The organism is Azospirillum sp. P4_B5, assembly GCF_056402275.1.
Map to the genome: position 1 here is coordinate 289,589 of NZ_JBFUHT010000001.1, position 23,673 is coordinate 313,261.

Annotated in this window: 17 protein-coding genes, 1 tRNA gene and 1 pseudogene; 14 read left to right on the top strand and 5 right to left on the bottom strand. The window is 71.4% G+C overall.

Annotation, left to right across the window (positions count from 1 at the left end):
* Both AC1DVI_RS01415 and AC1DVI_RS01420 read left to right on the top strand, forming a co-directional pair.
* The gene (locus AC1DVI_RS01415) at positions 1-1,380 is read left to right on the top strand and encodes an ATP-binding protein (protein ID WP_476956486.1); all 1,380 of its coding nucleotides are present in this window, start codon (positions 1-3) and stop codon (positions 1,378-1,380) included.
* A 232-nt stretch (positions 1,381-1,612) separates the two neighbouring features.
* The gene (locus AC1DVI_RS01420) at positions 1,613-2,974 is read left to right on the top strand and encodes an NAD(P)/FAD-dependent oxidoreductase (protein WP_476956487.1); all 1,362 of its coding nucleotides are present in this window, start codon (positions 1,613-1,615) and stop codon (positions 2,972-2,974) included.
* 23 nt (positions 2,975-2,997) lie between these two features.
* On the opposite strand, the gene AC1DVI_RS01425 is transcribed toward AC1DVI_RS01420, so the two are convergent.
* Together AC1DVI_RS01425 and AC1DVI_RS01430 are read right to left on the bottom strand one after the other, a co-directional pair.
* Positions 2,998-5,352 carry a PAS-domain containing protein gene (locus AC1DVI_RS01425; RefSeq protein WP_476956488.1) on the bottom strand — a complete coding sequence of 785 codons (2,355 nt, stop codon included), beginning with the start codon at positions 5,350-5,352 and terminating at the stop codon, positions 2,998-3,000.
* An 87-nt stretch (positions 5,353-5,439) separates the two neighbouring features.
* Positions 5,440-9,069 (bottom strand): ATP-binding protein, encoded by a 3,630-nt coding sequence (locus AC1DVI_RS01430; protein WP_476956489.1) that lies wholly within the window; start codon positions 9,067-9,069, stop codon positions 5,440-5,442.
* Positions 9,070-9,260: 191 nt separating this feature from the next.
* Here AC1DVI_RS01430 and AC1DVI_RS01435 point away from each other — a divergent pair, with 191 nt between their 5' ends.
* From AC1DVI_RS01435 to AC1DVI_RS01455, 5 genes are all read left to right on the top strand, one after another.
* Positions 9,261-10,304, top strand: coding sequence for an amino acid ABC transporter substrate-binding protein (locus AC1DVI_RS01435; protein ID WP_476956490.1), 1,044 nt, complete (start codon positions 9,261-9,263; stop codon positions 10,302-10,304).
* Between the two features lie 209 nt (positions 10,305-10,513).
* A complete protein-coding gene (trpB, locus tag AC1DVI_RS01440) occupies positions 10,514-11,731 on the top strand; it encodes a tryptophan synthase subunit beta (RefSeq protein ID WP_014238652.1) in 1,218 nt (405 codons plus the stop codon).
* Positions 11,728-12,582: a tryptophan synthase subunit alpha gene (trpA, locus tag AC1DVI_RS01445; protein WP_476956491.1), complete on the top strand. Its 855-nt coding sequence runs from the start codon at positions 11,728-11,730 to the stop codon at positions 12,580-12,582. The genes trpB and trpA overlap by 4 nt, the downstream gene beginning before the upstream one ends.
* Before the next feature lie 62 nt (positions 12,583-12,644).
* Entirely contained in the window at positions 12,645-13,625 is a 981-nt protein-coding gene (accD, locus tag AC1DVI_RS01450) for an acetyl-CoA carboxylase, carboxyltransferase subunit beta (protein ID WP_476956492.1), read from the top strand.
* 7 nt (positions 13,626-13,632) lie between these two features.
* Positions 13,633-14,931, top strand: a complete 1,299-nt coding sequence (locus tag AC1DVI_RS01455) for a bifunctional folylpolyglutamate synthase/dihydrofolate synthase (protein ID WP_476956493.1) — start codon at positions 13,633-13,635, stop codon at positions 14,929-14,931.
* A 25-nt stretch (positions 14,932-14,956) separates the two neighbouring features.
* On the opposite strand, the gene AC1DVI_RS01460 is transcribed toward AC1DVI_RS01455, so the two are convergent.
* Positions 14,957-16,741 (bottom strand): hypothetical protein, encoded by a 1,785-nt coding sequence (locus AC1DVI_RS01460; protein WP_476956494.1) that lies wholly within the window; start codon positions 16,739-16,741, stop codon positions 14,957-14,959.
* Between the two features lie 205 nt (positions 16,742-16,946).
* Between AC1DVI_RS01460 and AC1DVI_RS01465 the strand changes: the two genes are divergently transcribed.
* Positions 16,947-17,023: transfer RNA gene (locus AC1DVI_RS01465), tRNA-Arg, on the top strand.
* Between the two features lie 47 nt (positions 17,024-17,070).
* Positions 17,071-17,799 carry an SDR family NAD(P)-dependent oxidoreductase gene (locus AC1DVI_RS01470; protein ID WP_476956495.1) on the top strand — a complete coding sequence of 243 codons (729 nt, stop codon included), beginning with the start codon at positions 17,071-17,073 and terminating at the stop codon, positions 17,797-17,799.
* A 183-nt stretch (positions 17,800-17,982) separates the two neighbouring features.
* Here AC1DVI_RS01470 and AC1DVI_RS01475 read toward each other — a convergent pair.
* A pseudogene (locus tag AC1DVI_RS01475) lies at positions 17,983-18,336 on the bottom strand (2-amino-4-hydroxy-6-hydroxymethyldihydropteridine diphosphokinase); the annotation flags it as partial.
* A gap of 205 nt (positions 18,337-18,541) precedes the next feature.
* On the opposite strand from AC1DVI_RS01475, the gene AC1DVI_RS01480 reads away from it, so the two are divergent.
* From AC1DVI_RS01480 to AC1DVI_RS01495, 4 genes are read left to right on the top strand one after another with little or no spacing between them, the layout of a single operon-like run.
* Complete coding sequence (locus tag AC1DVI_RS01480) at positions 18,542-19,051, top strand: putative pterin-binding protein (protein WP_476956496.1); 510 nt, start codon at positions 18,542-18,544, stop codon at positions 19,049-19,051.
* Positions 19,052-19,062: 11 nt separating this feature from the next.
* Positions 19,063-20,625, top strand: a complete 1,563-nt coding sequence (locus tag AC1DVI_RS01485; protein WP_476956497.1) for a sensor histidine kinase — start codon at positions 19,063-19,065, stop codon at positions 20,623-20,625.
* 57 nt (positions 20,626-20,682) lie between these two features.
* Positions 20,683-21,372 carry a GTP cyclohydrolase I gene (gene folE / locus AC1DVI_RS01490; protein WP_476956498.1) on the top strand — a complete coding sequence of 230 codons (690 nt, stop codon included), beginning with the start codon at positions 20,683-20,685 and terminating at the stop codon, positions 21,370-21,372.
* Positions 21,353-22,306: a DMT family transporter gene (locus AC1DVI_RS01495; protein ID WP_149164485.1), complete on the top strand. Its 954-nt coding sequence runs from the start codon at positions 21,353-21,355 to the stop codon at positions 22,304-22,306. The genes folE and AC1DVI_RS01495 overlap by 20 nt, the downstream gene beginning before the upstream one ends.
* Positions 22,307-22,360: 54 nt before the next feature.
* Here AC1DVI_RS01495 and ybaK read toward each other — a convergent pair whose 3' ends face one another.
* Positions 22,361-22,843, bottom strand: coding sequence for a Cys-tRNA(Pro) deacylase (ybaK, locus tag AC1DVI_RS01500; RefSeq protein WP_476956499.1), 483 nt, complete (start codon positions 22,841-22,843; stop codon positions 22,361-22,363).
* A gap of 235 nt (positions 22,844-23,078) precedes the next feature.
* Between ybaK and AC1DVI_RS01505 the strand changes: the two genes are divergently transcribed.
* Positions 23,079-23,666, top strand: a complete 588-nt coding sequence (locus tag AC1DVI_RS01505; RefSeq protein ID WP_476956500.1) for a response regulator — start codon at positions 23,079-23,081, stop codon at positions 23,664-23,666.
* Positions 23,667-23,673 lie beyond the last annotated feature (7 nt).

Genomic DNA, 23,673 nt, shown 5'->3' on the forward strand with positions numbered 1-23,673 from the left:
TTGGAGACTGCCCGCAAGAGCCGCCTGCTGGTGGCCCGGCGCTGGCTGCCGGACAGCATCGCCTCGCGGCTGGTGCTGACCGTGGTGCTGGCGCTTCTGCTGACCCAGGCGGTCAGCGCGCTGGTCTACCTGACCGACCGTCCTCCGGGACCGCCGGCCCACAGCATGCGCGTCCTCGTCCAGCGTGTGACGGCCATCGTCCAGCTTGTGGAGAGCACACCGCCGCAGGAGCGGCGGCGGCTGGTCAAGGCGATCGACGACCCCGTGCTGCGGGTGGACTGGAATCCCGAGACGCCGCGCTTCGCCAACCAGCGCGAGGGCTTTCCCTTCGACCGGCTGCGCCGCGCCATCCGCGGCGAGCTGGACGATCCCGACCGCGCCGTGGTGGTCGAGGTCCGGCGGGAACGTCCGATGCCCGGCCCCTTCCCGGTGGAGGAGCACCGCTGGGGCACCGACGTCCGGCTGTCGGTGGGGCTGAGGGACGGGTCCTGGCTGACCTTCGTCGGCGGCGACCCGCTGGAGGGGCCGTTCCGGCTGCTGCGCTTCGCGCTGTGGATGGCCGGCATCGTCGCGGCGGTGGCGCTGGTCTCGGTCTGGACGGCGCGCCGCATGACCGCCCCCATCGCGCGCTTCGCCGACGCGGCGGAGCGGTTGGGCGTGGACGGCGAGGCGCCGCCTTTGCCCGAGGCCGGTCCGCAGGAACTGCGCGCCGCCACCCGCGCCTTCAACCGGATGCAGGCGCGTCTGGCCCGCTTCGTCGCCGACCGCACCCAGATGGTGGCGGCGATGAGCCACGATCTGCGCACGCCGCTGACCCGCCTGCGCCTGCGCGCCGAACTGGTCGAGGACCCGGAGATGCAGCGCAAGATGCTCGCCGACCTCGACGAGATGGCGGCGATGATCAACGCCACGCTGGCCTTCGCCCGCGACGACGCCAACCACGAGCCGCGGGGCCCGCTCGACCTCGCCGACCTGCTGCAGAGCCTGTGCGACGACCGCGTGGACGCCGGCCACGAGGCGGCCTACGAGGGGCCGGCGCACGCGACCGTGGACGGGCGCCCGGTTGCCCTGCGCCGCGCCTTCGCCAACCTGATGGACAACGCCATCGCCTATGGCGGCGGCTTCACCGTGCGGTTGCGGCCCGTGGACGGGGAATTGCGGGTGGAGATCGAGGACGGCGGTCCCGGCATCCCGGAGGCCGAGTTCGAGAAGGTCTTCGCCCCCTTCTACCGGCTGGAGCGCTCGCGCTCCCGCGACACCGGCGGGGTGGGGCTGGGTCTGGCCACCGCCCGCACGGTGGTGCGCGGCCACGGCGGCGACATCGCGCTGTCCAACCGCCCGGACGGCGGCCTGCGGGTGACGGTGACCCTGCCGCGGTGATGGCTGGGTGCGTCAAAGCCCTCGCCCCTCCGGGGAGAGGGTTGGGTGAGGGGGCGCCCGAAGGGCGGAAACGCAGCCTCATTGCAGAGCCTTTCCGGCCTGCGGCCGCCCCCTCATCCTGACCTTCTCCCCCGCCTTCTCTCCAGGGGGGGGAGAAGGGATTATGCACCGCAACATCGGCAGGGCATCGCTGGTTATCGGTGCAGGATCGTCTTGACCGGAGGTTGCCGCCGTGCCCCAGATCGACCGCACCCCCGCGCCCGTGGACAGCCGCCCCCATGTCGTGATCGTCGGCGCGGGGTTCGGCGGGCTGGCCTGCGCGGAGGCCCTGGGCGGGACGAACATCCGCGTCACCATCATCGACCGGAACAACTATCACCTGTTCGTGCCGCTGCTCTATCAGGTGGCGACCGCCGCCCTGTCGCCCGCCGACATCGCCGAGCCGATCCGCCGCATCGTCAGCCGCCACCCCAACATCGACGTGGTGATGGGCGAGGTGACCGGCGTCGACCGTACGGCCAAGCGGGTGGAGCTGGCCGACGGCAGCTTCGTCCCTTACGACCGGCTGGTGCTGGCCACCGGCTCCTCCTACAGCTATTTCGGGCACGACGACTGGGCGGAGATCGCCCCCGGCCTGAAGACCATCGAGAACGCCCGGCGGATTCGCGCCCGGCTGCTGATGAATTTCGAGCAGGCGGAGATGTGCGAGGACCCGGCCCGTCAGAAGGCGCTGATGACCACCATCGTGGTCGGCGGCGGCCCCACCGGCGTGGAGATGGCCGGGGCGGTGGCGGAGCTGGCCCGCTTCACGCTCGCCCGCGACTTCCGCCGCATCGACCCGCGCACCGCCCGCGTCCTGCTGGTCGAGGCCGGGCCGCGCATCCTGTCCACCTTCCCGGACGATCTCGGCCAGTACGCCCGCCGCAAGCTGGAGGAGTTGGGCGTCGTCGTGCTGACCGGTCAGGCGGTGGAGAGCATCACGCCGGAGGGTGCCACGGTCGGCGGGCGCTTCATCCCGGCGGGGGCCATCGTGTGGGGCGCCGGGGTCAAGGCGTCGCCCGCCGGGTCCTGGCTGGGGGTGGAAACCGACCGCAGCGGGCGCATCCCGGTCGGCGCCGACATGGCGGTGCCGGGCGTGCCCGATGTCTACGCACTGGGCGACACGGCGGCGCTGGCTGGCGACGACGGCAAGCCGCTGCCCGGACTGGCCCAGGTCGCCAAGCAGCAGGGCGAGCATCTCGGCGGCGGGCTGGAGGCCAGCCTGCTGCGCGGCCAGCCGCTGGCGCCCTTCCGTTTCCGCAACCGCGGCAACACCGCCATCGTCGGGCGCAGCGCCGCCGTCTTCGATTTCGGGACGCGCAAGCTGAAGGGCTGGTTCGCCTGGGTGCTGTGGGCGATCATCCACGTCTATCTTCTGGTGAACTTCCACAAGCGGGTGCTGGTCACCATGCAATGGCTGTGGCGCTGGGCCACCTACCAGCGCGGCGCGCGGCTGATCACCACCGACCGTCCGGCGTCGGCGGCGGAATCCGTCACGTCACCGCATGGGGAGAAGGCCGAGCCCTTTCGGGGGGTGAGGCGCGGCCAGGGCTGAGGGCGTCGGATCACGGTGGCCGATCAGGAGGCGGGGGGAAGCGGCAGGACGCAGCGGAAGCGGGTGCCGTTGCCTGGCCACTCCTCGACCTCCAGCCGCCCGCCGTGCAGCTCCATGACGTTGCGGACAAGCGACAGGCCGAGCGCCGCGGCGCCGCGCGGGTCGTTGCGGTCGTAGCGCGAGGGCATGGCGGCCTCGCCCGGCCCGGCCCCGCTGCCCACGGTCAGAACGAGGGCGCCGGCGGTCCGCTCCCCCGACAGCAGGATGCGACGGTCCGCCGGGGGGTGGCGGATGGCGCCGACGACCAGGGTGAACAGCGCCTGCTTCAGCCGCCGCTCGTCGCCCTCCACCTCGCCCAGCGCCGACGGGGCGGTGAGGTCGAGCCGCAGCCCCTCGCGCCGCGCCCATTCGCGGGTCAGCTCGCCCACCGTCTCAAGCAGGTCGGGCACGTCCACGGTGCCGCGGTCCAGCGTGGTCACCCCGGCCCCCAGGCTGGTCATGTCGACCACGTCGTCGATCAGCTCCAGCAGCCGCTCGCCCGCGTTCAGGACGCCCTTCACATACTCGATCTGGCGCGGGTTCAGCTCCCCGAAATACTGGTTCGCCAGCACCTCGGCGAAGCCGATGATGCCGTTCAGCGGGTTGCGCAGATGGTGCGAGACGTTGGCGATGAACTCGCTCTTCAACTGGTCGGCGGCCTCCAGCGCGGCGTTGGAGGCGCGCAGCGCCTGCTCCAGCCGGGCGCTGTCGGTGACGTCGAGATAGCTGTTCAGCACCGCCCCGTCGGGCAGCGGCAGGGTGGAGAATTCGACGACCGAACCATCCGCCCGCTCCAGCCGGCCCGAGCGCACGGCGCGTTCCAGCGTCGCGCCGATCATCTCGTCCTTCAGGCTGTCCCAGTCGCCGCCGTTCTCCAGGAAGGGCCGCATCCGCTCGAACAGGGCGGAGATGTGCGGTTCGCCCAGCAGGTCGTCGTCGTCGAGGTCCCAGATGCGCGCGAAGGCCGGGTTGGACAGCTTCAGCCGCCCGTCGCCGCCGAACACGGCGATGCCCTCGGCCAGATTGTCCAGCGTCTCCTGCTGCACGGCGATCAGCGTGTTGTAGGAGGATTCAAGGGCCAGCGTGTTGGTCACGTCCTCCAGGATCTGCATCAGCCCGCCCAGCGGGTGGGGGGCGGCGAGGCTGCGCAGAGTGGTGCCGTCCGGCAGGTGCATCAGCTCCTCGACCGGCTCCAGCAGGCGGGTGTAGCGGCTCAGCCGCTCGCGCTTGTAGCTCTGGTAGTCGGCGTATTCGGGCAGGCGGCGGCGGGTGCGCAGCTCCTCCAGGATCTCGCCGTGGGTGGGCTGGCTGCGCAGCCAGGACTCCTCCAGGTCCCACAGCCGGGCGTAGGCCTGGTTGAAGAAGGTCAGCCGCGTGTCGGCGCCGAAGATGGCGATCGCGGCGCCCAGCCGCTCCAGCACCTCGCCATGGGCGGCGAGATGGCGGCTCAGTTCGCCGCGCATCTCCTCCACCGCCGTGACGTCCAGCGCGTAGCCGACGACCAGCGTGCCGCCGCTGTCGGGGGCGGGCAGGGGGGCCTCGGTGACCTCCAGCAGGCGGCGCTCGGTGCCGATGACGGCGGAGACCCGCTCCGACTGGGCGACCCCGCTGCGAAGCGCGCGTTGCGCCAGGGAGCGCCCGGCGTCGCTCAGCTCCTTGCCGCTCTCGGGCACGGCGGCGGGTTCGGAATCCACGGCGCGGGCGTAGGCGCGGTTGCACCAGGACAGCGTCTGCCCGGCGCCGCGCAGCCACACCGGCAGCGGCAGGGCGTCCACCGCCGCGCGCAACTCGGCCAGCGCCGATTCGGCGTCGTGCCGCCCCTGGGTCAGCCCCTCCTGTTCGGTGCAACGGTCGGTGATGTCCTCCAGCCAGACGACGTTCTGATGCTCGGCGGCCCGCCGCCCGCTCAGCAGCAGGCGCCGCCCGCTGCGGGTCGTCGCCTCGATTCGAAAGCCTTCGCCCGCGGCGCGCAGACGGCGGACGGCCTCGGCGACCCGCGGGGCGTCGGTGTCGGCGAAGGCACCCGCGATGTCCTGGCCCGGCGTCGCGCCGAGCAGCCCGGCGCAGCCCGGCGCCGCACTGACGGCGCCATCGGCGTCCCAGGCGCACCAGGGGTTGGGGGAGGCGGCCAGCAAAGCCTCCAGGCGCGCCACGTCGGCCGCCAGCCGGTCGCTGCGGCGGCGTTCCTTGCCGGTCCAGAACAGCCCGCCGAAACCGGCGGCGCCGAGGACACCGGCAAAGCCCAGCATGGCGGGCGAGCCGGAGGGTCCGGCCATCAGGCCGACTCCCACCGCCAGCCCCAGCGCGGCAAAGGCGTATGATCGGGTCAGGACGCTCACGCGGGTGAGACTAGTCCACGCCTCCCGGCGGAGCAAGGCGGGCCGGGGGTGGTGCCACTTTCGGGGTGGTGCGGCCCTTTCTCCCGGCTACACCGCTTCCCCGATCCGCAGGGCGCGGATCGCCGCTTCGACCGCCGGGTAGGCGGTGCGCACCGCCGTCAGGGCGTGCCCGGCCCCGTCCTGATCGCCGCGATGGGCGGCGAGTTCCAGGGCGGACGCGGCGCGGCCCAGCCGGTTGGCCCCCGCCGTGCGCGCCGCCCCGGCCAGAGTGTGGGCGGTGCCGCGGACGGCCTCCAGGTCGCTCCGTTGCAGGGCGGCGGTGGCCTCGTCCAGCAGGGGGCGGGTGGTTTCCAGGAAGAAATCCAGCATGTCCAGCGACGCCGCGTCGAAACCGCCAAAGGTGGTGCGGATATGGTCGAGGTCCAGCGTCTGCTCCGCCGCCCCGGCGATCTCCGCCGCGGGCGGCTCGTCGGGGGCCGCGACGCTGCCCTCGCCCAGCGCCCGGTTCAGGGCGGTGGCGAGCTGCCTCAGGGTCACCGGCTTGGCGATGTAATCGTCCATGCCCGCGGCGGTGCAGCGCTCCATCTCCCCGGCCAGGGCGTTGGCGGTCATGGCGATGATGGCGGTGCGCGGGCGGGGAGCGGGAGCCGATTGGGGGGCCGATTCGGCGTTGCGGATCTGGCGCGACAGCTCGTAGCCGTCCATGCGCGGCATGTGGCAATCGGTGATCAGCAGGCGGTAGGGCCGCGCCCGCCAGGCGGTCAGCGCCTCCAGCCCGTCGCCGCTCAGGTCGGCCTCGAAGCCGAGTTGGCGGAGCTGGCGCAGGATCACCTGCTGGTTCGTCGGGTGGTCCTCCGCCACCAGGATGATCGGCGGGGGCGCGGCCGCGTCGGGGTCCGTCATGTTTTGGGCCGCTGGACTGCCATCCATCACGGCAAGCGGGGAGTCGGCGTGGCGGTCCGGGGGAGCGGCGCGCCCGGCGAGGGCGGCCAGCCGGCGGAACAGGGCGTCGCGGCGGATCGGGCGACCGAGATGGTCGTGGCGCGGCGGCAGGCCGGTGAACGGAGCGCCCTCCTCGCCGCTTTCCGGCGGGCAGTCGCCGGCCTGCTCCCGCCCGTCGATCAGATGCAGGGTCGGGGGCGGGCGGACCCCGGCGGCGGCGACGCGGGCCAGCACCGCCGGTGCGGACAGCCGCGGGTTGGGCGCGCCGGGCGCGTCGTCCGGATGATGCTCCAGCAGGCCGTCGGAGAGTACCAGGAGGTCGGCGTCGGCCATCGTCAGCAGTTCCACCGCCTCGTCCGCCGTGGTGGCGTCGGCGACGGCGGCGCGCTTGTCCTCCAGCGTGCGGATCAGGACGGCGCGCTGCACCGGGTCCGGGTCCGCCACGATGATGGACAGGCCGGTCAGGTCGGTGTCGTCGGCGGGGACCGTGCGCGGGTCTCCCGGCGCCAGATCGACCGTGAACCAGAAGGTGGCGCCGCAGCCCGGCGCCGATTCGACCCCGATGCGCCCGCCCATCATCTCCACGAGGCGGGCGCAGATGGCCAGTCCCAGCCCGGTGCCGCCAAAGCGGCGGGTGGTGGAGCTGTCGGCCTGGCTGAAGGGCTGGAACAGGCGAGCCTGGCCGGCGGTGCTGATGCCGATGCCGGTGTCCTCCACCGCGAAGCGCAGGCGCAGCCGGTCCGACCCGGCGTCGGACGGCTCCAGCCGGGTGCGCAGGACGACCCGGCCGGCGTCGGTGAACTTGATGGCGTTGCCCGTGAGGTTGAACAGGATCTGGCGCAGCCGTCCGGGGTCGCCGCGCACCGCCGTGGGCACCTTGCGGTCGAGGTCGCAGACGAGAAGCAGCGCCTTCTGGTGGGCCTGCGGGGCCAGCAGCTCGGCCACCCCCTCCACCAGCTCGCGCGGGTCGAGGTCCATCTCGTCGAGGTCGAGCTTGCCGGCCTCGATCTTGGACAGGTCCAGGATGTCGTCGATGATCCGCAGCAACGCCGTCGCGCTGTCGCGCACGGTGGTGACCAGCTCGGTCTGCTCCGCGTCCAGCGGGGTCAGGGCGATCAGCTCCAGCATGCCCAGCACGCCGTTCATCGGGGTGCGGATCTCGTGGCTCATGGTGGCCAGGAATTCCGACTTGGAGCGGGCGGCGACCTCCGCCTGCTCCTTGGCGTGGCGCAGATCCTCCTCGGCGCGCTTGCGGCCGGTGATGTCGTAGCTCCAGGCGAGGATCGCCGGTTCCCCCTCGAACTCGGTGCGCTGAAGCGTCTGGAGCGCCCAGACGCGGCTGCCGTCGGGCCTGTCCACCGCCACCTCGACGTCGCGGGCGACCAGCCCGGCACCGTCCTGCGGCAGGGCGCGCCCCTGCAGGGTGGCACCGGGCAGGGCCAGCGCGTGGCGGCGCCCGACGAAGGCGTCCGGCGGCAGCCCGGCCAGCTCCGCCGCGCGGGCGTTGGCGAAGGCCACCGAGCCGTCGGGCCGCCCGATCGACACGCCGACCGGGCTCTGTTCCAGGATCGCGCGCAGCCGGCGCTCGCTGTCCGACAGGGCGTGCTCGCGCGAGCGGATGGTGGCGACGAAATAATGCAGGGCGCGCGCCATGTCGGCGATCTCGTCCTGCCCGTGGGTCGGAATGGCGACGGACCGCCCGGCGGCCGACGCGGTCATGGCCGTCTGCAGCCCGCGCAGCCGCCGCACCACGTTGCGGTGGATGTAGAGGAAGATGCCGAGGGCGCCCAGGATGGACACCACGGCCATCGCCAGGATGGCGTTCTTGCCGTCGCGGATCACCCGCTCGAATTCGCCGGAGCGGGCGGCGATGTCCTGCTCGATGGACAGGAAATGGTCGGACACGGCACCGACCAGACGGTCGGAGACGTTCTGGTTGCGGGTGATCGACCCCTTGATGGCGCGGGCCAGTGCGATTTCCGTCAGGCGGCTGTTGAACAGGTTGTGTTCCCCGAGCCCCAGCGCCTCCAGCTCCCGGTACAGCGGCTCCAGGTCGAAGGCGGCGCCGGGCGGCAGGCCGGCCACGACCTCCGCCGCGCGGTCCATCGCGGCGCGGTAATCCTGCCGCAGCCGGTCCACCCGCGCCTCGTGGTCGGCACGGGAGGCGGCGAGCATCAGCAGGATGGCGTGCTGCGCCTCCGCCGTCCACAGGTCGACCCGCCGTTCGACGCCCTGGGCCGCCTCCCACTCCGCCAGGGTCCGGGGGGCGGGGGTCTTGTTCCGGATCGACTCCTCGGCGTCGCGGATGCGCTCGGCCAGCTGCATCAGGCGGCCGACCAACCCGCCCGTCTCCGCGGCGGCGGCGAGCTGGCGCTCCACCTGGGTGTTCAGGGTCATCAGGTTGGCGACCAGCTCGTTCTTGCGGCGCTGCAACTCGGCCACGTCGGCCACGTCGGTGCCGCGGTCGCGCAGACGGTTCATCAGATCTTCCAGCAGGGCGATCTGGTCGCTCAGCCGGGCCATCACCGATTCGCGCACCGACTGGCTCTGCACCGCCACCAGGGCCGGGGCGTTGGCGGCCAGCGTGCCGCTCTGCTGGGCCAGTTGCGAGGCGTTGACGAGGCCGGGCACCTTGGCCGTGGCGATCTGCTCGAACCCCTGGTGGAAGCGGGCGAAGAGGGAGACGGCCACCACGCCGGTGGCGGCGGTCAGGCCGGCGATCACGGTCAGACCCGCCAGGATGCGGAACGCCACGCCCAGCCGGGGAAGCCGCATGCCCGTGCCTCGCTTTCTTGTCGTCCGTTTGAGATAACACGGGCAATCGACCGGGCGCAATTCGCACACCCGCGCCGCAATCACACGCTGCGCCATGGGGCAACGGGCAAGGGGGCGCCGGGCGGACTTGACCCGCCTCGGTTGCCGGACCAAAGCTGATCGTGGGTGGCACAGAGGGGTGGTCGATGGGCTTGGTCCAGTCTTTCGCGCGGGCCGCGGTGGTCGCCGCGGTTCTGGCGGCGGCGGTGTCCGCGCCATCCGGCGGTCCGCGGGCCGAAACCATGGAGGACGTGCGGGAGCGCGGGCTGCTGCGCTGCGGCGTCTCGTCCAGCGGCGCCGGTCTGGCGGCGGTGGACGACAGCGGCGACTGGCGCGGCTTCTTCGTGGACATGTGCCGGGCGCTGGCCGCCGCCGTCGCGGGCGGCGCCGACCGGGTGGAGTTCGTCGAGACCAATTCCGAGAACCGCTTCGCCATCCTGCGCAACGGCGAGGTGGACGTGGTGATGGAGGGGACGACCTGGACCCTGCAGCGCGACGCCACCTTCGGCATCGATTTCCCGGCGGTCTACCTGTTCGACGGCCAGGGATTCATCGCGCATCGCGCCCAGGGCGTCGCCCGCCTGTCCGACCTGCCGGCCGGCGCCTCGGTCTGCGTGATCGAGCAGACCACCAGCCTGCGCAACCTGGAGGATTGGATGGCCCGCACCGGCGTGCGCTTCCGCCTGAAGCCGGTGCGCTCGACCGAGGGGGCGCTGTCGGCCTTCTTCAACCACCACTGCGACCTCTACACCAGCGACCGCATCGGCCTGCACGCCCAGCGCCTGCTGAAGGCCCCCGAGCGCGACGACTACGTCATCCTGCCGGAGGCGATCTCCAAGGAGCCGCTGGGGCCGATGGTCCGCCCGGACGAGCGGCGGTGGTTCGACGTCGTGCGCTGGGTGTTCCTGGCCACCGTCCTGGCCGAGGAGAAGGGGATCACCGCCGCCAACGCCGTCCGCCTGAGGGAGGAGGCGCAGGATCCGGAGGTGCGCCGCTTCCTCGGGGCCGATACGGGGGTTGGCTGGGGGCTGGGGCTGGACGACGACTGGGCCTTCCGCGTGGTCACGCAGGTCGGGAACTACGGCGAGATCTTCGACCGCCATCTGGGTGCCGCCTCGCCGCTGGGCATCGACCGCGGGATGAACGGGCTGTGGATGAACGGCGGCCTGCACTACGCCCCGCCGCTTGGGGGATGAGGGCGGGTGAGCGGGGGGGCGGGCGGCGGCGCTCCGCCATGCCGCTTGGCCGGCCATGCCGCATTGCCTCATTGCCTTCGCCGCGGCTTTTCCCATGTTGTGGGCATGTTCGGCGAAAGGTTCGGCGAACGCTTCAAATCCGGGCGATCCGCCGCTATGGTGGCGCCTTCCGGGCGCCGCGCGGCCCGCTTCAGGCAGTTTCCCAGGCCATGACCAGACCCAACACCTACCGTTCCGGTCCCGACGAGCGCGGGCATTTCGGCATCTATGGCGGACGCTTCGTCGCCGAGACGCTGATGCCCCTGATCCTTGAGGTGGAGAAAGCCTACCGCGAGGCCCGGGCCGATCCCGCCTTCGAGGGTGCGATCCGCGAGCAGCTCAAGCAGTATGTCGGCCGCCCGAACCCGCTCTACTACGCCGAACGCCTGACGGAGAAGCTCGGCGGCGCGAAGATCTACTTCAAGCGCGAGGAGCTGAACCACACCGGCGCGCACAAGATCAACAACTGCATCGGCCAGATCCTGCTCGCCCGCCGCATGGGCAAGAAGCGGATCATCGCCGAGACGGGCGCCGGCCAGCATGGTGTCGCGACCGCCACGGTCTGCGCGCTGTTCGACATGCCCTGCGTCATCTACATGGGCGAGACCGACATCGCCCGCCAGCAGCCCAACGTCTTCCGCATGAAGCTGCTGGGGGCCGAGGTGGTCCCGGTGACTTCCGGCGCGCGGACGCTCAAGGACGCGATGAACGAGGCGCTGCGCGACTGGGTCACCAACGTCGCCGACACCTACTACCTGATCGGCACGGCCGCCGGCCCGCACCCGTACCCCGCCATGGTCCGCGACTTCCAGTCGGTGATCGGCGACGAGGTGCGCGTGCAGATGCAGGAGCTGGAGGGCCGCCTGCCCGACAGCCTCGTCGCCTGCGTCGGCGGCGGCTCCAACGCCATCGGCCTGTTCCACCCCTTCCTCGACGATCCGTCGGTCCAGATGGTCGCGGTCGAGGCCGCCGGCCACGGCATCGACAAGGGGCCGCTGGCCCACGCCGCCTCGATCACCGGCGGGCGCCCCGGCGTCCTGCACGGCAACCGCACCTACCTGCTGCAGGACGAGGACGGGCAGATCCTGGAAGGCCACTCCATCTCCGCCGGCCTCGACTATCCGGGCGTCGGGCCGGAGCACAGCTGGCTGCACGACATCGGGCGCGTCGAGTATGTCTCGGCCACCGACCAGGAGACGCTGGACGCCTTCCAGCTCTGCGCCCGCACCGAGGGCATCATCCCCGCGCTGGAATCGGCGCACGCGCTGGCGGAGATCGTGAAGCGCGCCCCGAAACTGCCCAAGGACCACCTGATGGTGCTCTGCCTGTCGGGCCGCGGCGACAAGGACATCTTCTCCGTCGCCCAGCATCTGGGAGTGAAGCTGTGAGCGCCCTCAACGACAAGTCCGTCGACAACGGCCGCATCGCCCGGCGGTTCGCCGCGCTGAAGGCGGAGGGCCGCGCCGGCCTCGTCACCTTCATCACCGCGGGCGACCCGGATCTGGAGACCTGCCGCGCCGTCCTGCACGGCCTGCCCGCCGCGGGCGCCGACCTGATCGAGCTGGGGCTGCCCTTCTCCGACCCGATGGCCGACGGCCCGGCGATCCAGGCGGCCAGCCTGCGCGCGCTCCACGCCGGGACGACGGCGCGCAAGACGCTGGACCTCGTGCGCGGCTTCCGCGCGACGGACGCCGACACGCCGGTCATCCTGATGGGCTATTACAACCCGATCCACGCCTATGGGGTGGACCGCTTCCTGGCCGACGCGATCGAGGCCGGGGTGGACGGGCTGATCGTCGTCGACCTGCCGCCCGAAGAGGACGAGGAGCTGTGCATCCCGGCGTTGAAGGCCGGGGTGAACTTCATCCGCCTGGCGACACCGACCACCGACGACAAGCGCCTGCCGACGGTTCTCCAGAACACCTCGGGCTTCGTCTATTACGTGTCGATCGCCGGCATCACCGGTGCTGCCAGCGCCGACAACGCCGCGGTGGGCGCCGCGGTGGAGCGTCTGAAGCGCCACACCGACCTGCCGGTGGCGGTCGGCTTCGGCATCAAGACGCCGGAGCAGGCGGCCGACGTCGCCCGCGTCGCCGACGCGGCGGTGGTCGGCTCGGCCATCGTCACGCGGCTGGCCGGCGGGCTGGACGCGGACGGCAAGGCCCGTCCGGGTCTGGCCGAGGATGTGCTGGGCTTCGTCCGGGAACTGGCCGGCGGCGTGCGCGGCGCGCGCGTCTGAGTGCGCCGGCCTAGATCGCCGGGCCGAGAGCGCCGGCTGAGCGGGATATCAGGAAGAATTCGATGAACTGGCTTACCAACTACGTCCGTCCCAAGATCCGCGCCCTCTATGCCCGCAAGGAGGTTCCCGACAACCTCTGGCACAAGTGCCCGAGCTGCGAGGCGATGCTCTTCCACCGCGATCTGGAGGAGAACCTCAACGTCTGCCAGCATTGCGGCTTCCACATGCGGCTGGACCCGATCAAGCGGCTGGCCTCGATGTTCGACGAGGGCGATTACCAGTCGGTGGAACTGCCGAAGTCGGTGGTCGATCCGCTGAAGTTCCGCGACCAGAAGCGCTACACCGACCGCCTGAAGGAGGCCCAGACCAAGACGGGCCGGCATGACGCCATCGTCGTCGGCTCCGGCCTGATCGGCGGGCAGCCGGCGGTCGTCGCGGCCTTCGACTTCGGCTTCATGGGCGGCTCGATGGGCATCGCGGTGGGCGAGGGCATCCTGGCCGCCGCCCGCACCGCCATCGCCCAGAAGGCGGCGCTGATCGTCGTCCCGGCCTCGGGCGGGGCGCGCATGCAGGAAGGCATCCTGTCGCTGATGCAGATGCCGCGCACCACCATCGCGGTGGAGATGGTCAAGGAAGCGGGCCTGCCCTACATCGTGGTGCTGACCGACCCGACGACCGGCGGCGTCACCGCCTCCTTCGCGATGATCGGCGACATCCACATCGCCGAGAAGGGCGCGCAGATCGGCTTCGCCGGCGCCCGCGTGATCGAGAGCACGATCCGCGAGACCCTGCCGGAGGGCTTCCAGCGCTCCGAATACCTCCAGGAGCATGGCATGGTGGACATGGTCGTCCATCGCCGCGACCTGCGCCCGACCCTGTCGCGCGTCCTGACCCTGCTGATGCAGCCGGTCCTGGCCGTGGCGCCGGAAGCGCTGCCGGTTGCGGCCGTCCCGGTGGAAGAGCCGCGCAGCCAGGCGGAGGCCGCCGACGAGACGCCGGGTCAAGCTGGCGCCGAAAGGACCGGCTCCGAGCAGCCGGCCTGATCCCGCGATGTCGCTCGCCGATCCGGTTCTCGACCGGCTGAAGGGGCTGCACCCCAAGGTCATCGACCTATCGCTGGACCGCGTGCACCGGCTGCTCGCCGCGCTGGACCATCCCGAGCGGCGCCTGCCGCCGGTGGTCCATGTGGCTGGCACCAACGGCAAGGGCTCGACGCTCGCCTTCCTGCGGGGGATGCTGGAGGCTGCGGGGCTGCGGGTGCATGTCTACACTTCGCCGCACCTCGTGCGGTTCCACGAGCGCATCCGGCTGGCGGGGACGCTGATCGATGACGACCGGCTGACCGCCCTGCTGGAGGAATGCGAGGTCGCGAACGGCGGCGGACCCATCACCTTCTTCGAGGTGACGACGGTCGCCGCCCTGCTCGCCTTCGCGCGGGAGCCGGCGGACGTGGTGTTGCTGGAAACCGGGCTGGGCGGGCGGCTGGACGCCACCAACGTGGTGGACCGCCCGGCGGTTACCGCGATCACGCGCATCTCCTACGACCACCGCCAGTTCCTCGGCGACACGCTGGAGGCCATCGCGGGCGAGAAGGCCGGCATCTTCAAGCCGGGCGTCCCCGCCGTGATCTTCCCGCAGCCTGCGGAGGAGGCCGCCCGCACCCTGGCCATCCGCGCCGAGACGGTGGGCGCGCCGGTTTCCGGCTGGTCGGTCACCCCGACCGACGGCGGCTTCCGCTTCGAGAGCGCCCGCCGCTGCATCGAGCTGCCGCTGCCGGGGCTGGCCGGGGCGCACCAGATCGTCAACGCCGGGGTGGCGCTGGCCTGCCTGGACCATCTGCCGGTGGTGGTGGCCGAGGCGGTGGATGACGCGGCGGTGCGCCGCGGCCTCGCCGCCGTGGAGTGGCCGGCCCGCCTGCAACGGTTGACCCGCGGCCCCCTGGTCGAGGCTCTGCCCGCCGGCTGGGACCTGTGGCTGGACGGCGGCCACAACGACTCGGCGGGCGAGGTGCTGGCCGTCCAGGCCGCGCGCTGGGCGGAGGAGGAGCCGGAGCGGCCCCTGCTGCTGGTCTACGGCATGCTGGCGAGCAAGGAGCCGCGGGAGTTCCTGGGACCGCTGGCGCCCTTCGTCACCGCCGCCCGCACCGTCGCCATCCCCGGCGAGGAGGCGTCGCTGACGGCGGAGGACACCGCCGCGGCCACCCGCGCCTGCGGCATCGCCGACAGCGCGGCGGTGGCGGACGTGGCGGGTGCGCTGGAAAGCCTGAGGGGGCGGGTCGATGGCCCGGCCCGGATGCTGATCTGCGGCTCGCTCTATCTGGCGGGCACGGTCCTGGCGGAAAACGGCTGATCCAAAGGGACGGGCAAGCGGGACCTCAACGCCCCTGCTTGCCGTCCAACTCCAGCATGTTGCGCAGCGCCGCCAGGGTCTTGCCGAGCGTGCCCGAATCGTCCTTGGCGGCCTTCTTCGCGGACTCGTTGCTTTCGGCTCGTTTTCCGGCGCTGGGCTTGGGCTTTTCCGGTTCGATCACCGGGGCCGGCGCAACGAGGTCCAGAGGCTCGTCGGCGTCCTCTTCAGGGGTCGCTTCCGGCGTGCGGCGCGGCAGCGGCTTGAAGCCGGGCAGGGCGTCCGCCTCGGGACGGGTGGTCGCCTCGCTTGTCCAGGCCGGGCTGGGCGGGTCGTCCAGATCGCTTTCCGCCTCGACAAGCGCGCGCAGGGCGCGCAGCGCCTCTTCCATCTCCTGTTCCTGGGCGGACTTGCGCAACACGGGGGCGCCGTCCTCGTCCGGCTCGTCGTCCCCGACCGCCCCATCCGCGTCCTCCCGGTTCCAGAAGGCATGGTCGGCCCCGGCCTCCCGGTCCTCCGCGTCGTCATCCTCCGGGCCGTCATCAACATCACCATCGCCATCGTCGGCCGGTTTGCGCGAGCGGCCGAACAGCGGAGTCACCACGCCGCCGTCGCGGTCGTCCTTGCCTTCGTCCTCGTCGCGGTCGGCGGCGGCCTTCTGGACCATGCTGCGCAGGGCGGCGATGGTGCGGTCCAGCGGTTCGCTGCCGGTGGGCGCGGGGTCGCGCTCCCGGGGGCGCTCCCATGGCGGCGGGGCCTTGTCCGGATCGCGGATGGCGAAGCCGAGGATGTCGTCGTTGGACGGCTCCGCCTCATCGGGGTCGTCGGCGGGGTCGTCGCCGGGGTCGTCGCCGGGGTCGTCGCCGTGGCCGTCGTCGTCCCGATCGTCATCCTGAGAGACACCGCCCGGGTGATCGATGGCGTCCTTGATCGAGAGAGCCGGGATCGAGAGAGCCGTGATCGAAAAGGCCGGCGGCGGGGGAGGCGACGGAGACGCAGCCTCCTCCGCGCGGGCGCCGTCGCCACGGCCGTCCAGGATGCTGCGCAGCGCCGCGATGGTGCGATCGAAGGAGCGGGAGGCATCGTCCGGATCGTCTGCAACCGCCGGGTGGCTCGACCGGATGGGCGGTGCCGGCGGTGGGGCGATGGCCTCGGCCCGATCCGCCTCGTCGTCCTCACCGTCATCCTGATCGGCGTCCGGGTCCAAAAGAGTCCAGCGGCGCGGGCTCCAATCCTCGTCGTCGTCGAAATCCGTCCCGTCGGCGCTCCGCTCCGCGTCATCCACCGCGTCATCGTCGTGGCCGGCGAGATCGGCGAGCGACACAGGCTCCCACAGCGGGCGCCGGCCCGCCTCGGGAGCAGCGCCACCGTCCGCGACCAGCCGCTCCAGTTCCAGATCCAAGTCCAGATCCAGCGCGTCGGGGTCATGCCGAGCGGCGGTCGGTGCGGGGGCGGGCGCCCGTATGGCCGGGGTCGCGTCCTCTGCCTCCGGCTCGTCCATCGGCTCGCCGCGGGTCCGCATCGCGTCGAGCAGCCCTTGCAGGGCGGCCAGCGGGCCGGTGAAGGACGGGGCGTCCTCCTCCATGGGCATCGCCGTCACCGGCGTGGCGAAGGGCGGGGGCGCCGGACGGCTTTCGGTGTCGCGGGAATTGCAGTGCGAGCAGCGGTAATGGGGGGCGATGGACAGAACCGGGTAGTTGGGGCCGAAGCGCCGGTTCATGTCCGCGCGCGGCAGCACGCCCTCGTGGCCGCAGGCGCGGCAGCGGACGTGCACATCGACCTCGATGTCGCGCAGGTAAAGCATGCGTGCCATGGGCGCAGTATACGCAGCGGCGTGCCCATGCCCAGCGGATTCGCCGGCCGCGCCATGCGCCGCGCGGCCGCCAACGGTGACCTTTTCGGCATGCCGGCCCGCAGGGCCTCCGGACGGGCCTCCGGATGGGCCTCCGGATGGGCCGGAGACGGGCCGGAGACGGATGGTTGGCAAGTCGCGGCGGAGCCGCTATGTTCAGCGCCGTGGCCCCGTAGCTCATCTGGATAGAGCGACGGTTTCCTAAACCGTAGGCAGCTGGTTCGAGTCCAGCCGGGGTCACCACCACCTCCTTCCGCGACCGGTTCCGCAGTCTGCCGAAGGCCCTGCCCATGACCGCACCCCTGTTGCTGGACGCTGTTCTCGTCACCGGCGCCGGCCGCCGCGTCGGTTTGCATCTGGCCGAGCGGATGATGGCGCTGGGGCACCCCGTCATTGCCCATTACCGCACGCCCACCGACGGTGTGGAACGGCTGCGCGCCGCCGGGGCGGTCTGTCTGCAAGGCGATCTGGCCGATCCGGACGGTGGGCCGCGGCTGGCCGAAGCGGTGCGGGCCGTGGCCGGCAGTCTGCGGGCGGTGATCCACAACGCCTCGGCCTTCGCAGCGACGGCGGCGGACACCGCGGACGCGCTGCGGCAGCTCGACGTCTTTCACGCCGTTCATGTCCGCGCGCCCTTCGCGCTGAACCGCGAGTTGGCGCCGCTGCTGGACGCCTGTTCGGCGCGGCGGGCCGACATCGTCCACATCACCGACATCTACGCCGACAACCCAAACCCGGCCTTCGACGCCTATTGCGCCAGCAAGGCCGGGCTTCAGAATCTCGCGCTGTCCTTCGCCAAGCGGCTGGCCCCCAAGGTGAAGGTCAACGTCGTCCAGCCGGGGCCGATCCTGTTCAAGGACTGGCACGGCCCCGAGGCGCGGGCGCGGGTGCTGTCAGAGACTCTGCTCGGCGAGGAGGGCGGGGTGGAGGCCGTCGGCATGGCGGTGGAGGCCATCCTCCAGAACCACTATCAGACCGGCGCTGTCGTCGCGGTGGATGGAGGCCGGCGTCTCGCCTAACCGGGGGGAGCCGCTGCGGCAACCCGGCATGGCGGCGGCGCACAGCTCGCCCCGCGGCAGTGGGACGGTACGCTTGGTCAGCAGAGCGGCGATCTCCGCGAAGGGGGCGGCCAGATAGGCATCGGGACGCAGGGCTGTCAGGCCGTCCGCCGCGATCGGGCGGCTCACCCGCCCGATCAGGTCGATGTCGGCGGGGCGGTCGCGCGTCTTGCAGCAGGGGTGTGCGCGGTCGCGGCCCAGCGCCAGCTCGATCTCCACGCACAGCCTCTTGCAGCAGGCCGGCTCCAGCGCGCTCGGCACATAGGCGCAGTAATTGACGAAGGGGTGGACGCTCGACATGCCGACCGGGTCCGTTCGGTAGAAGCGGCTGATCAGGACAGACCCGAACAGGTCGGCCAGACGGGTGGCGATCCGCACGGCGTTCCGATCGGGTTCCACGTTCGTTCCGATTCCCAGGATGTAGCCGGCCGGTGGCAGGGGGGCGGAGGGGATCGGAATCAATGCGTCCATAAGCGTTCCGTTGGTTGGGATGTGCATGGGAAGGATGTGAAAAGCCGGAGAGAAACAATGATGCCGAATCGTTGCAGGCTGGTCATTTCATGAGCCAAATATGAACGAATTTCGATATGCCTTTCCGTATGAGAAAATTGAGGGGCTGATTTTTACAGAATTTTCGTTGGATCGTTCGTAGAATGCAATCATGATAAAAGTTGCATGGCCGAATAGCGGACGGTTAGCCGATATGGTGGATAGAGTTGTTTGCCGTCTTATCGCCCTGGCGTTGTTTGTACTTGCCGGCGCGGCCAGCGCCGGGACGCTGCCGGAGCCGACGGAAAAGCCGATCCTGGTCGTGTCGGGCCAGATCGGGGTGACCAACCGCGACGGTATGGCAGTCTTCGACCGTCCCATGCTGGAGGCGCTGGGCATGGTGACCTTCACCACCGCCACCCCCTGGTACAAGGAACCGGTGACCTTCGAGGGGGTGCCGCTGGCCCGCCTGATGGAGCGTGTCGAGGCGCGCGGCGAAACGCTGACCGCGACGGCGCTGAACGACTACACCGGCGAAATCCCCATGGACGACGTGCGCGACCGCAAGGTGATCCTGGCGCTGAAGCGCGACGGGGCCTACATGCCGGTCAGCGACAAGGGACCGCTGTTCATCGTCTATGATTTCGACCATGATCCGGAAGCCAACCGGCAGAAATATTTCGGACGCTCGGTCTGGCAGGTTGCCCGTCTGACCGTGAAGTGAAGGCACCCCCCGTGACTCCGCCGACCGAGACCGCGCCGAAAGGGAGTTCGCGGCTGTCCCGCCTGCTGGGCTGGGCGTCGGAGGACCGCACGCGCCGCATTGGGCTCTGGCTGGCCATCCTGACCGGGGGATTCGGCCTGGCCGCCGCCTATCTGTCGCTGCTGGTGGTAAATTACGGCGAGGCGCTGCGCGGCGCCGCGCCCTACAACTTCGCCTGGGCCGCCAGCCAGACGGTGGGCGAGGTGACGCGGCTTGAGCAGCGCATCCTGGCCAGCGCCCTTCCGGGCGCCAAGGTCGATGCGGAGGAGGTGCAACTCCGGCTGGACATCGTGCGCAACCGCATCGCCGTGCTGGGGCGGGGGCAGGCTTCCCTCTTCATGGACCGCTACCCGCAGCATCGCCGCACGGTGGCCCGGCTGGAGGAGGCGCTGAACACCGTCGGCACGATCCTGGCCGGGCCGCTGCCGCCGGCGGACAAGGCTCTGGCCGCCCTGGCGGTGCTGGAACCCGTCGACCGCGAACTCAACGCCTTCGCCTCCGTCGCTTCCCAGTTCGGTGGGGAACTGGTGGACGAGGGGCACGACCACCTGCTCTATCTGCATGGGCTGTTCTCCGCGCTGGCCGCCGGTCTGGCGGTCTGCGGCGTTCTGTTCATCACCGTGCTGCTGATCCAGAACCGGGCCATCCGGCGGGCGCACGACCGGATGGAGGCGATGGCCGGCGCGCTGCAAACCGCCATCGCCCAGGCGGAGGAGGCCAGCCAGGCCAAGACCCGCTTCCTGGCGACCATGAGCCACGAACTGCGCACCCCGCTGAACGCGATCATCGGCTTTTCGGAACTGATCAGCGATGACGGCGAGATCCATGGCGGCGGTCGCCCCGGCGCCGTCGGCGCCCCTTCCGGAAGAACGACGCCCGGAAGCACGAAGGAAAACGCCAGGGAGAGTTCCCGCCGGGAGCACGCCCAGTATGCGGGCTACATCCTGACCAGCGCCCGGCACATGCTGGGTCTGGTCATCGACATCCTGACGGTCGCCCAGATGGAATCGGGCCATGCCAATCTGACCTTCGATTCGGTGGACCCGCGCAAGGTGACGGGCACCGCCATCGCCACCGTGCTGGGCACCCAGGCCGGGCGCGGCCGGACGATCCGGACGGCCGCGGGGGCGGTCTGGCCGGTGCTTCAGGCCGACGAGCGGGCGGTGCGGCAGATGCTGCTGAACCTGCTGTCCAACGCGGTGAAGTTCAGCACCGCCCCGTCGGTGATCGAGGTGCAGGCGTGGCTGGACCCGCAGGGCGGCTTCGTCATCGCCGTTCAGGACCGAGGCATCGGCATGACGCCGGAGCAGATTGAAAAGGCCGCCCAGCCGTTCTATCAGGCGGAGGATGGCGCGACCCGCCGTTTCCAAGGATCGGGGTTGGGGCTCAGCATCGTGAAGAGCCTGATGGAGGCGCATGGCGGCTGCCTGCTGCTGGAAGGCGCGGCGGGGGCCGGTCTCCGGGCCTCTCTCCATTTCCCGGCGGAACGGGTCGGTGGGCCGGCGCCGCGCCCGGAGCCGGCCAGCCAGGTTTGAGAACAACCGGCATCGGCCTTGCCGGAAATAAGCAAAGCAAAGAAGGGATCGGGTTTTATGACGGTGCAGGCAAATGTTCTCGCCCTCGTGCAGGAGGCGATGGAGGCGCGCCGGTCGAACGAGGCGCTCGACACGCCGCTGGACGCCGCGGGCGAGGCGGCCATGATCGACGCCGCGGCGCGGAAGGTCGAGGAACTGCTCGACGTGTTGCGGATCGACCACCGCAACGACCACAACACCCGCGACACGCCGCGCCGCGTCGCCAAGATGCTGGTGCGCGAGCTTCTCAAGGGCCGCTTCACGGCGCCGCCCGAGTTGACCGAATTCAGGAACGCCGAGGAATTCGACCATCTGATCGTCACCGGCCCGATCGCCGTGCGCTCCACCTGCGCGCACCATCTGATGCCGATCTACGGCACGGCCTTCATCGGCATCCTGCCGGCCGAGGGCGGCAACATCCTGGGCCTGTCCAAGTACGACCGGATCGTCGACCATTTCGCCGCCCGCTTCCAGATCCAGGAGGAACTGGTCAAGCAGATCGGCAACTTCATCGTCGAGGCCACCCGGCCCCGCGGGCTGGCCGTGCGGATCAGCGCCGTGCACATGTGCAAGACCCACCGCGGCGTGCGCGCCGGCCACGACAGCCGCATGGTCAACAGCTCCTTCCACGGCGAGATGCTGGAGTCGCGCGACCTGCGCGAGGAGTTCCTAAGGGAGTGTGCGACGCTTGAGCGTTCCGCCCGCTGAGCGGACCGTCCTGACCACCCGGACGGGCGCGGAGCGCCTGCCTGTTTCCGCGGGCGCGGAGTGGCGGTCCGGCATCGCGGGGGCGGCGCTGCTGATGGCGGCGTCGCTCGCCCTGGTGTTGACCGCCGGGGCGCTGGCCCGCGAGTTGGGCGCCCGCTACGGCGCGGCGGAGGTGCTGTTCCTGCGCTTCCTGCTGTCGCTGCCGGTGGTCGCCCCGGCGGCCGTCGCGATGGCCGGGCGGCGCGCCCTGTCCGTCACCCGGCCCGGCAGCCACGCCGTGCGGGCGCTGAGCGGCGTCGGGGCGGCGTTGATCTTCTACGCGGCGACCCAGCATCTGCCCTTCGCCGATCTGGTCGCTCTCTCCTATGCCGCACCGCTGTTCGTGGTGCTGCTGTCCGGCCCGGCCATCGGGGAGCGGGCGGGGGCGGCCTCCGCCCTCTGCGTCGCGCTGGGGATGGCCGGGGTCATCCTGATCGCCCCGCCGACTCGGCTGGAGCCGTGGAGCCTCGCCATGCTCGCCATGGCCTTCCTGAACGCGGTCTGCATTCTGGCGACCCGGCGGACGGCCCAGGCCGACGGGCCGGCGGCGACCGGGCTGGTCTTCGTGCTGGCGGGGTGCCTGCTGACCGCCCCGGCGGCTCTGCTGACCGGTTTCCGGATGCCCGAGACGGCCGATCTGCCGGTCTTCCTGCTGCTGGGCTTTGCCGCGGGGGCGGCCATCCTGCTGAACGCCGCCGCCTTCCGCCGGGCGCCCGCGGCGGTGCTGGCGCCCATCGACTATCTGGGGATCGCGGCCTCGGCGGCCATCGGCTTCCTATGGTGGGGCGAAAGCCCGTCGCCCGCGGTGCTGCTCGGCGGGGGACTGATCGCCGCGGCCGGGTTGGGCACCCTGTGGGCCGGAGCGCGGCGGCCGGACCGACAGGCGGCCGGGTGACCAGGGTGCACCGTGGAATTGGCGGACGACGCTGACGGCTTCCGCCCGTTTCTCCTACTGCACCACGATCCGCCGCACCACGGCCTTGGTGGCGCGGGCCAGATCCGCCGGGGCCAGGGCGATCTGCAGGCCGCGGCGCCCACCGTTGACGACCATTTCCGGCAAGGCCTCGGCGCTGACGTCGATGAAGGTGGGCAGGGCCTTGCGCTGGCCGAGCGGGCTGATGCCGCCGACCATGTAGCCGGTGGTCCGCTCGGCCAGGGCGGGGTCGGCGAGATCGGCCTTCTTGGCGCCTGCTGCGGCGGCCAGCGCCTTCAGGTCCAGCTTCGCCGCGACGGGGATGACGACGCAGGCCAGCGCCTTCGGCTCCAACTGGACGATCAGCGTCTTGTAGACCACCGCCGGGTCCAGCCCCATGGCCGCCGCGGCGTGCAGGCCGATGGCGTCCGCCGAGGGGTCGTACTCATACTCCATCAGGCGATGGGCCATCCCCGCCGCCTTCGCCGCGTTCACCGCCGGTGTGACCTTCGCCGCCATCTCGACCTTGCTCCCCAGGCGCGGATACGCCCTTCCACGTCGGGAGCTTAGCAGACCGCTCCGACAAGCGGGAGAGGGGGGACGGAGGAAGGGTGCACCGCCGCGGTGCACCCCTTTCGACGACGCAATTTTGCCCAAATTGCGTCCGTGTTCATGCCAACGCGCCTTGGACAGACGGGCCGCCTGCCGCGATTCTGACCGCCGGCCCGCTTCCCGGTCGGAGAGTTGGAGAATCATGGTCCCACGCACGCTGCTTGTCGTCGATGACGATCCCACCCTGGAAGGCCGGGTCCAGGACGCCCTGCCGGTGTGCCGGATCGTCGCCGCGGGCGACGTGGCGGACGCGCTGGAGGCGGTGCGGGCGCACCGGCCGCCGGTGGTGGCCCTGTCGGTCGATCTGGCGCAACTGACCGAATCGCCGAACGGAGGCGGCGACGGCCTGGACGCCCTGTCACTGATCCTGGGCGAAGCGCCGTCGATCAAGGTCATCGCGCTCGCCCCGCACGACCAGCGGGTGCTGGCGGTCCGCGCGGTGGCCCGCGGCGCCCACGAGGTGTGCGGCAAGCCGATCGACGCGCAGGAACTGGCCGGGGTGGTGCAGCGCGCCTTCCGGCGTGCCGACCTGGAGCTGGAAGGGCGCCGGCTGGCCATCGGGGACGCCCCGCCGACCCTGCGCGTCCTGCGCGACGAGACGGAGCGGCGTGCCCTGCTCGACTCGCTGGCCCGCTCCGGCGGCAACCTGTCGGCGACGGCGCGCCTGCTCGGGGTCAGCCGCCCGACTCTTTACAGCCTGCTGCGCCAGCACGGCATCCGCGCGGATTAAGGCGGAC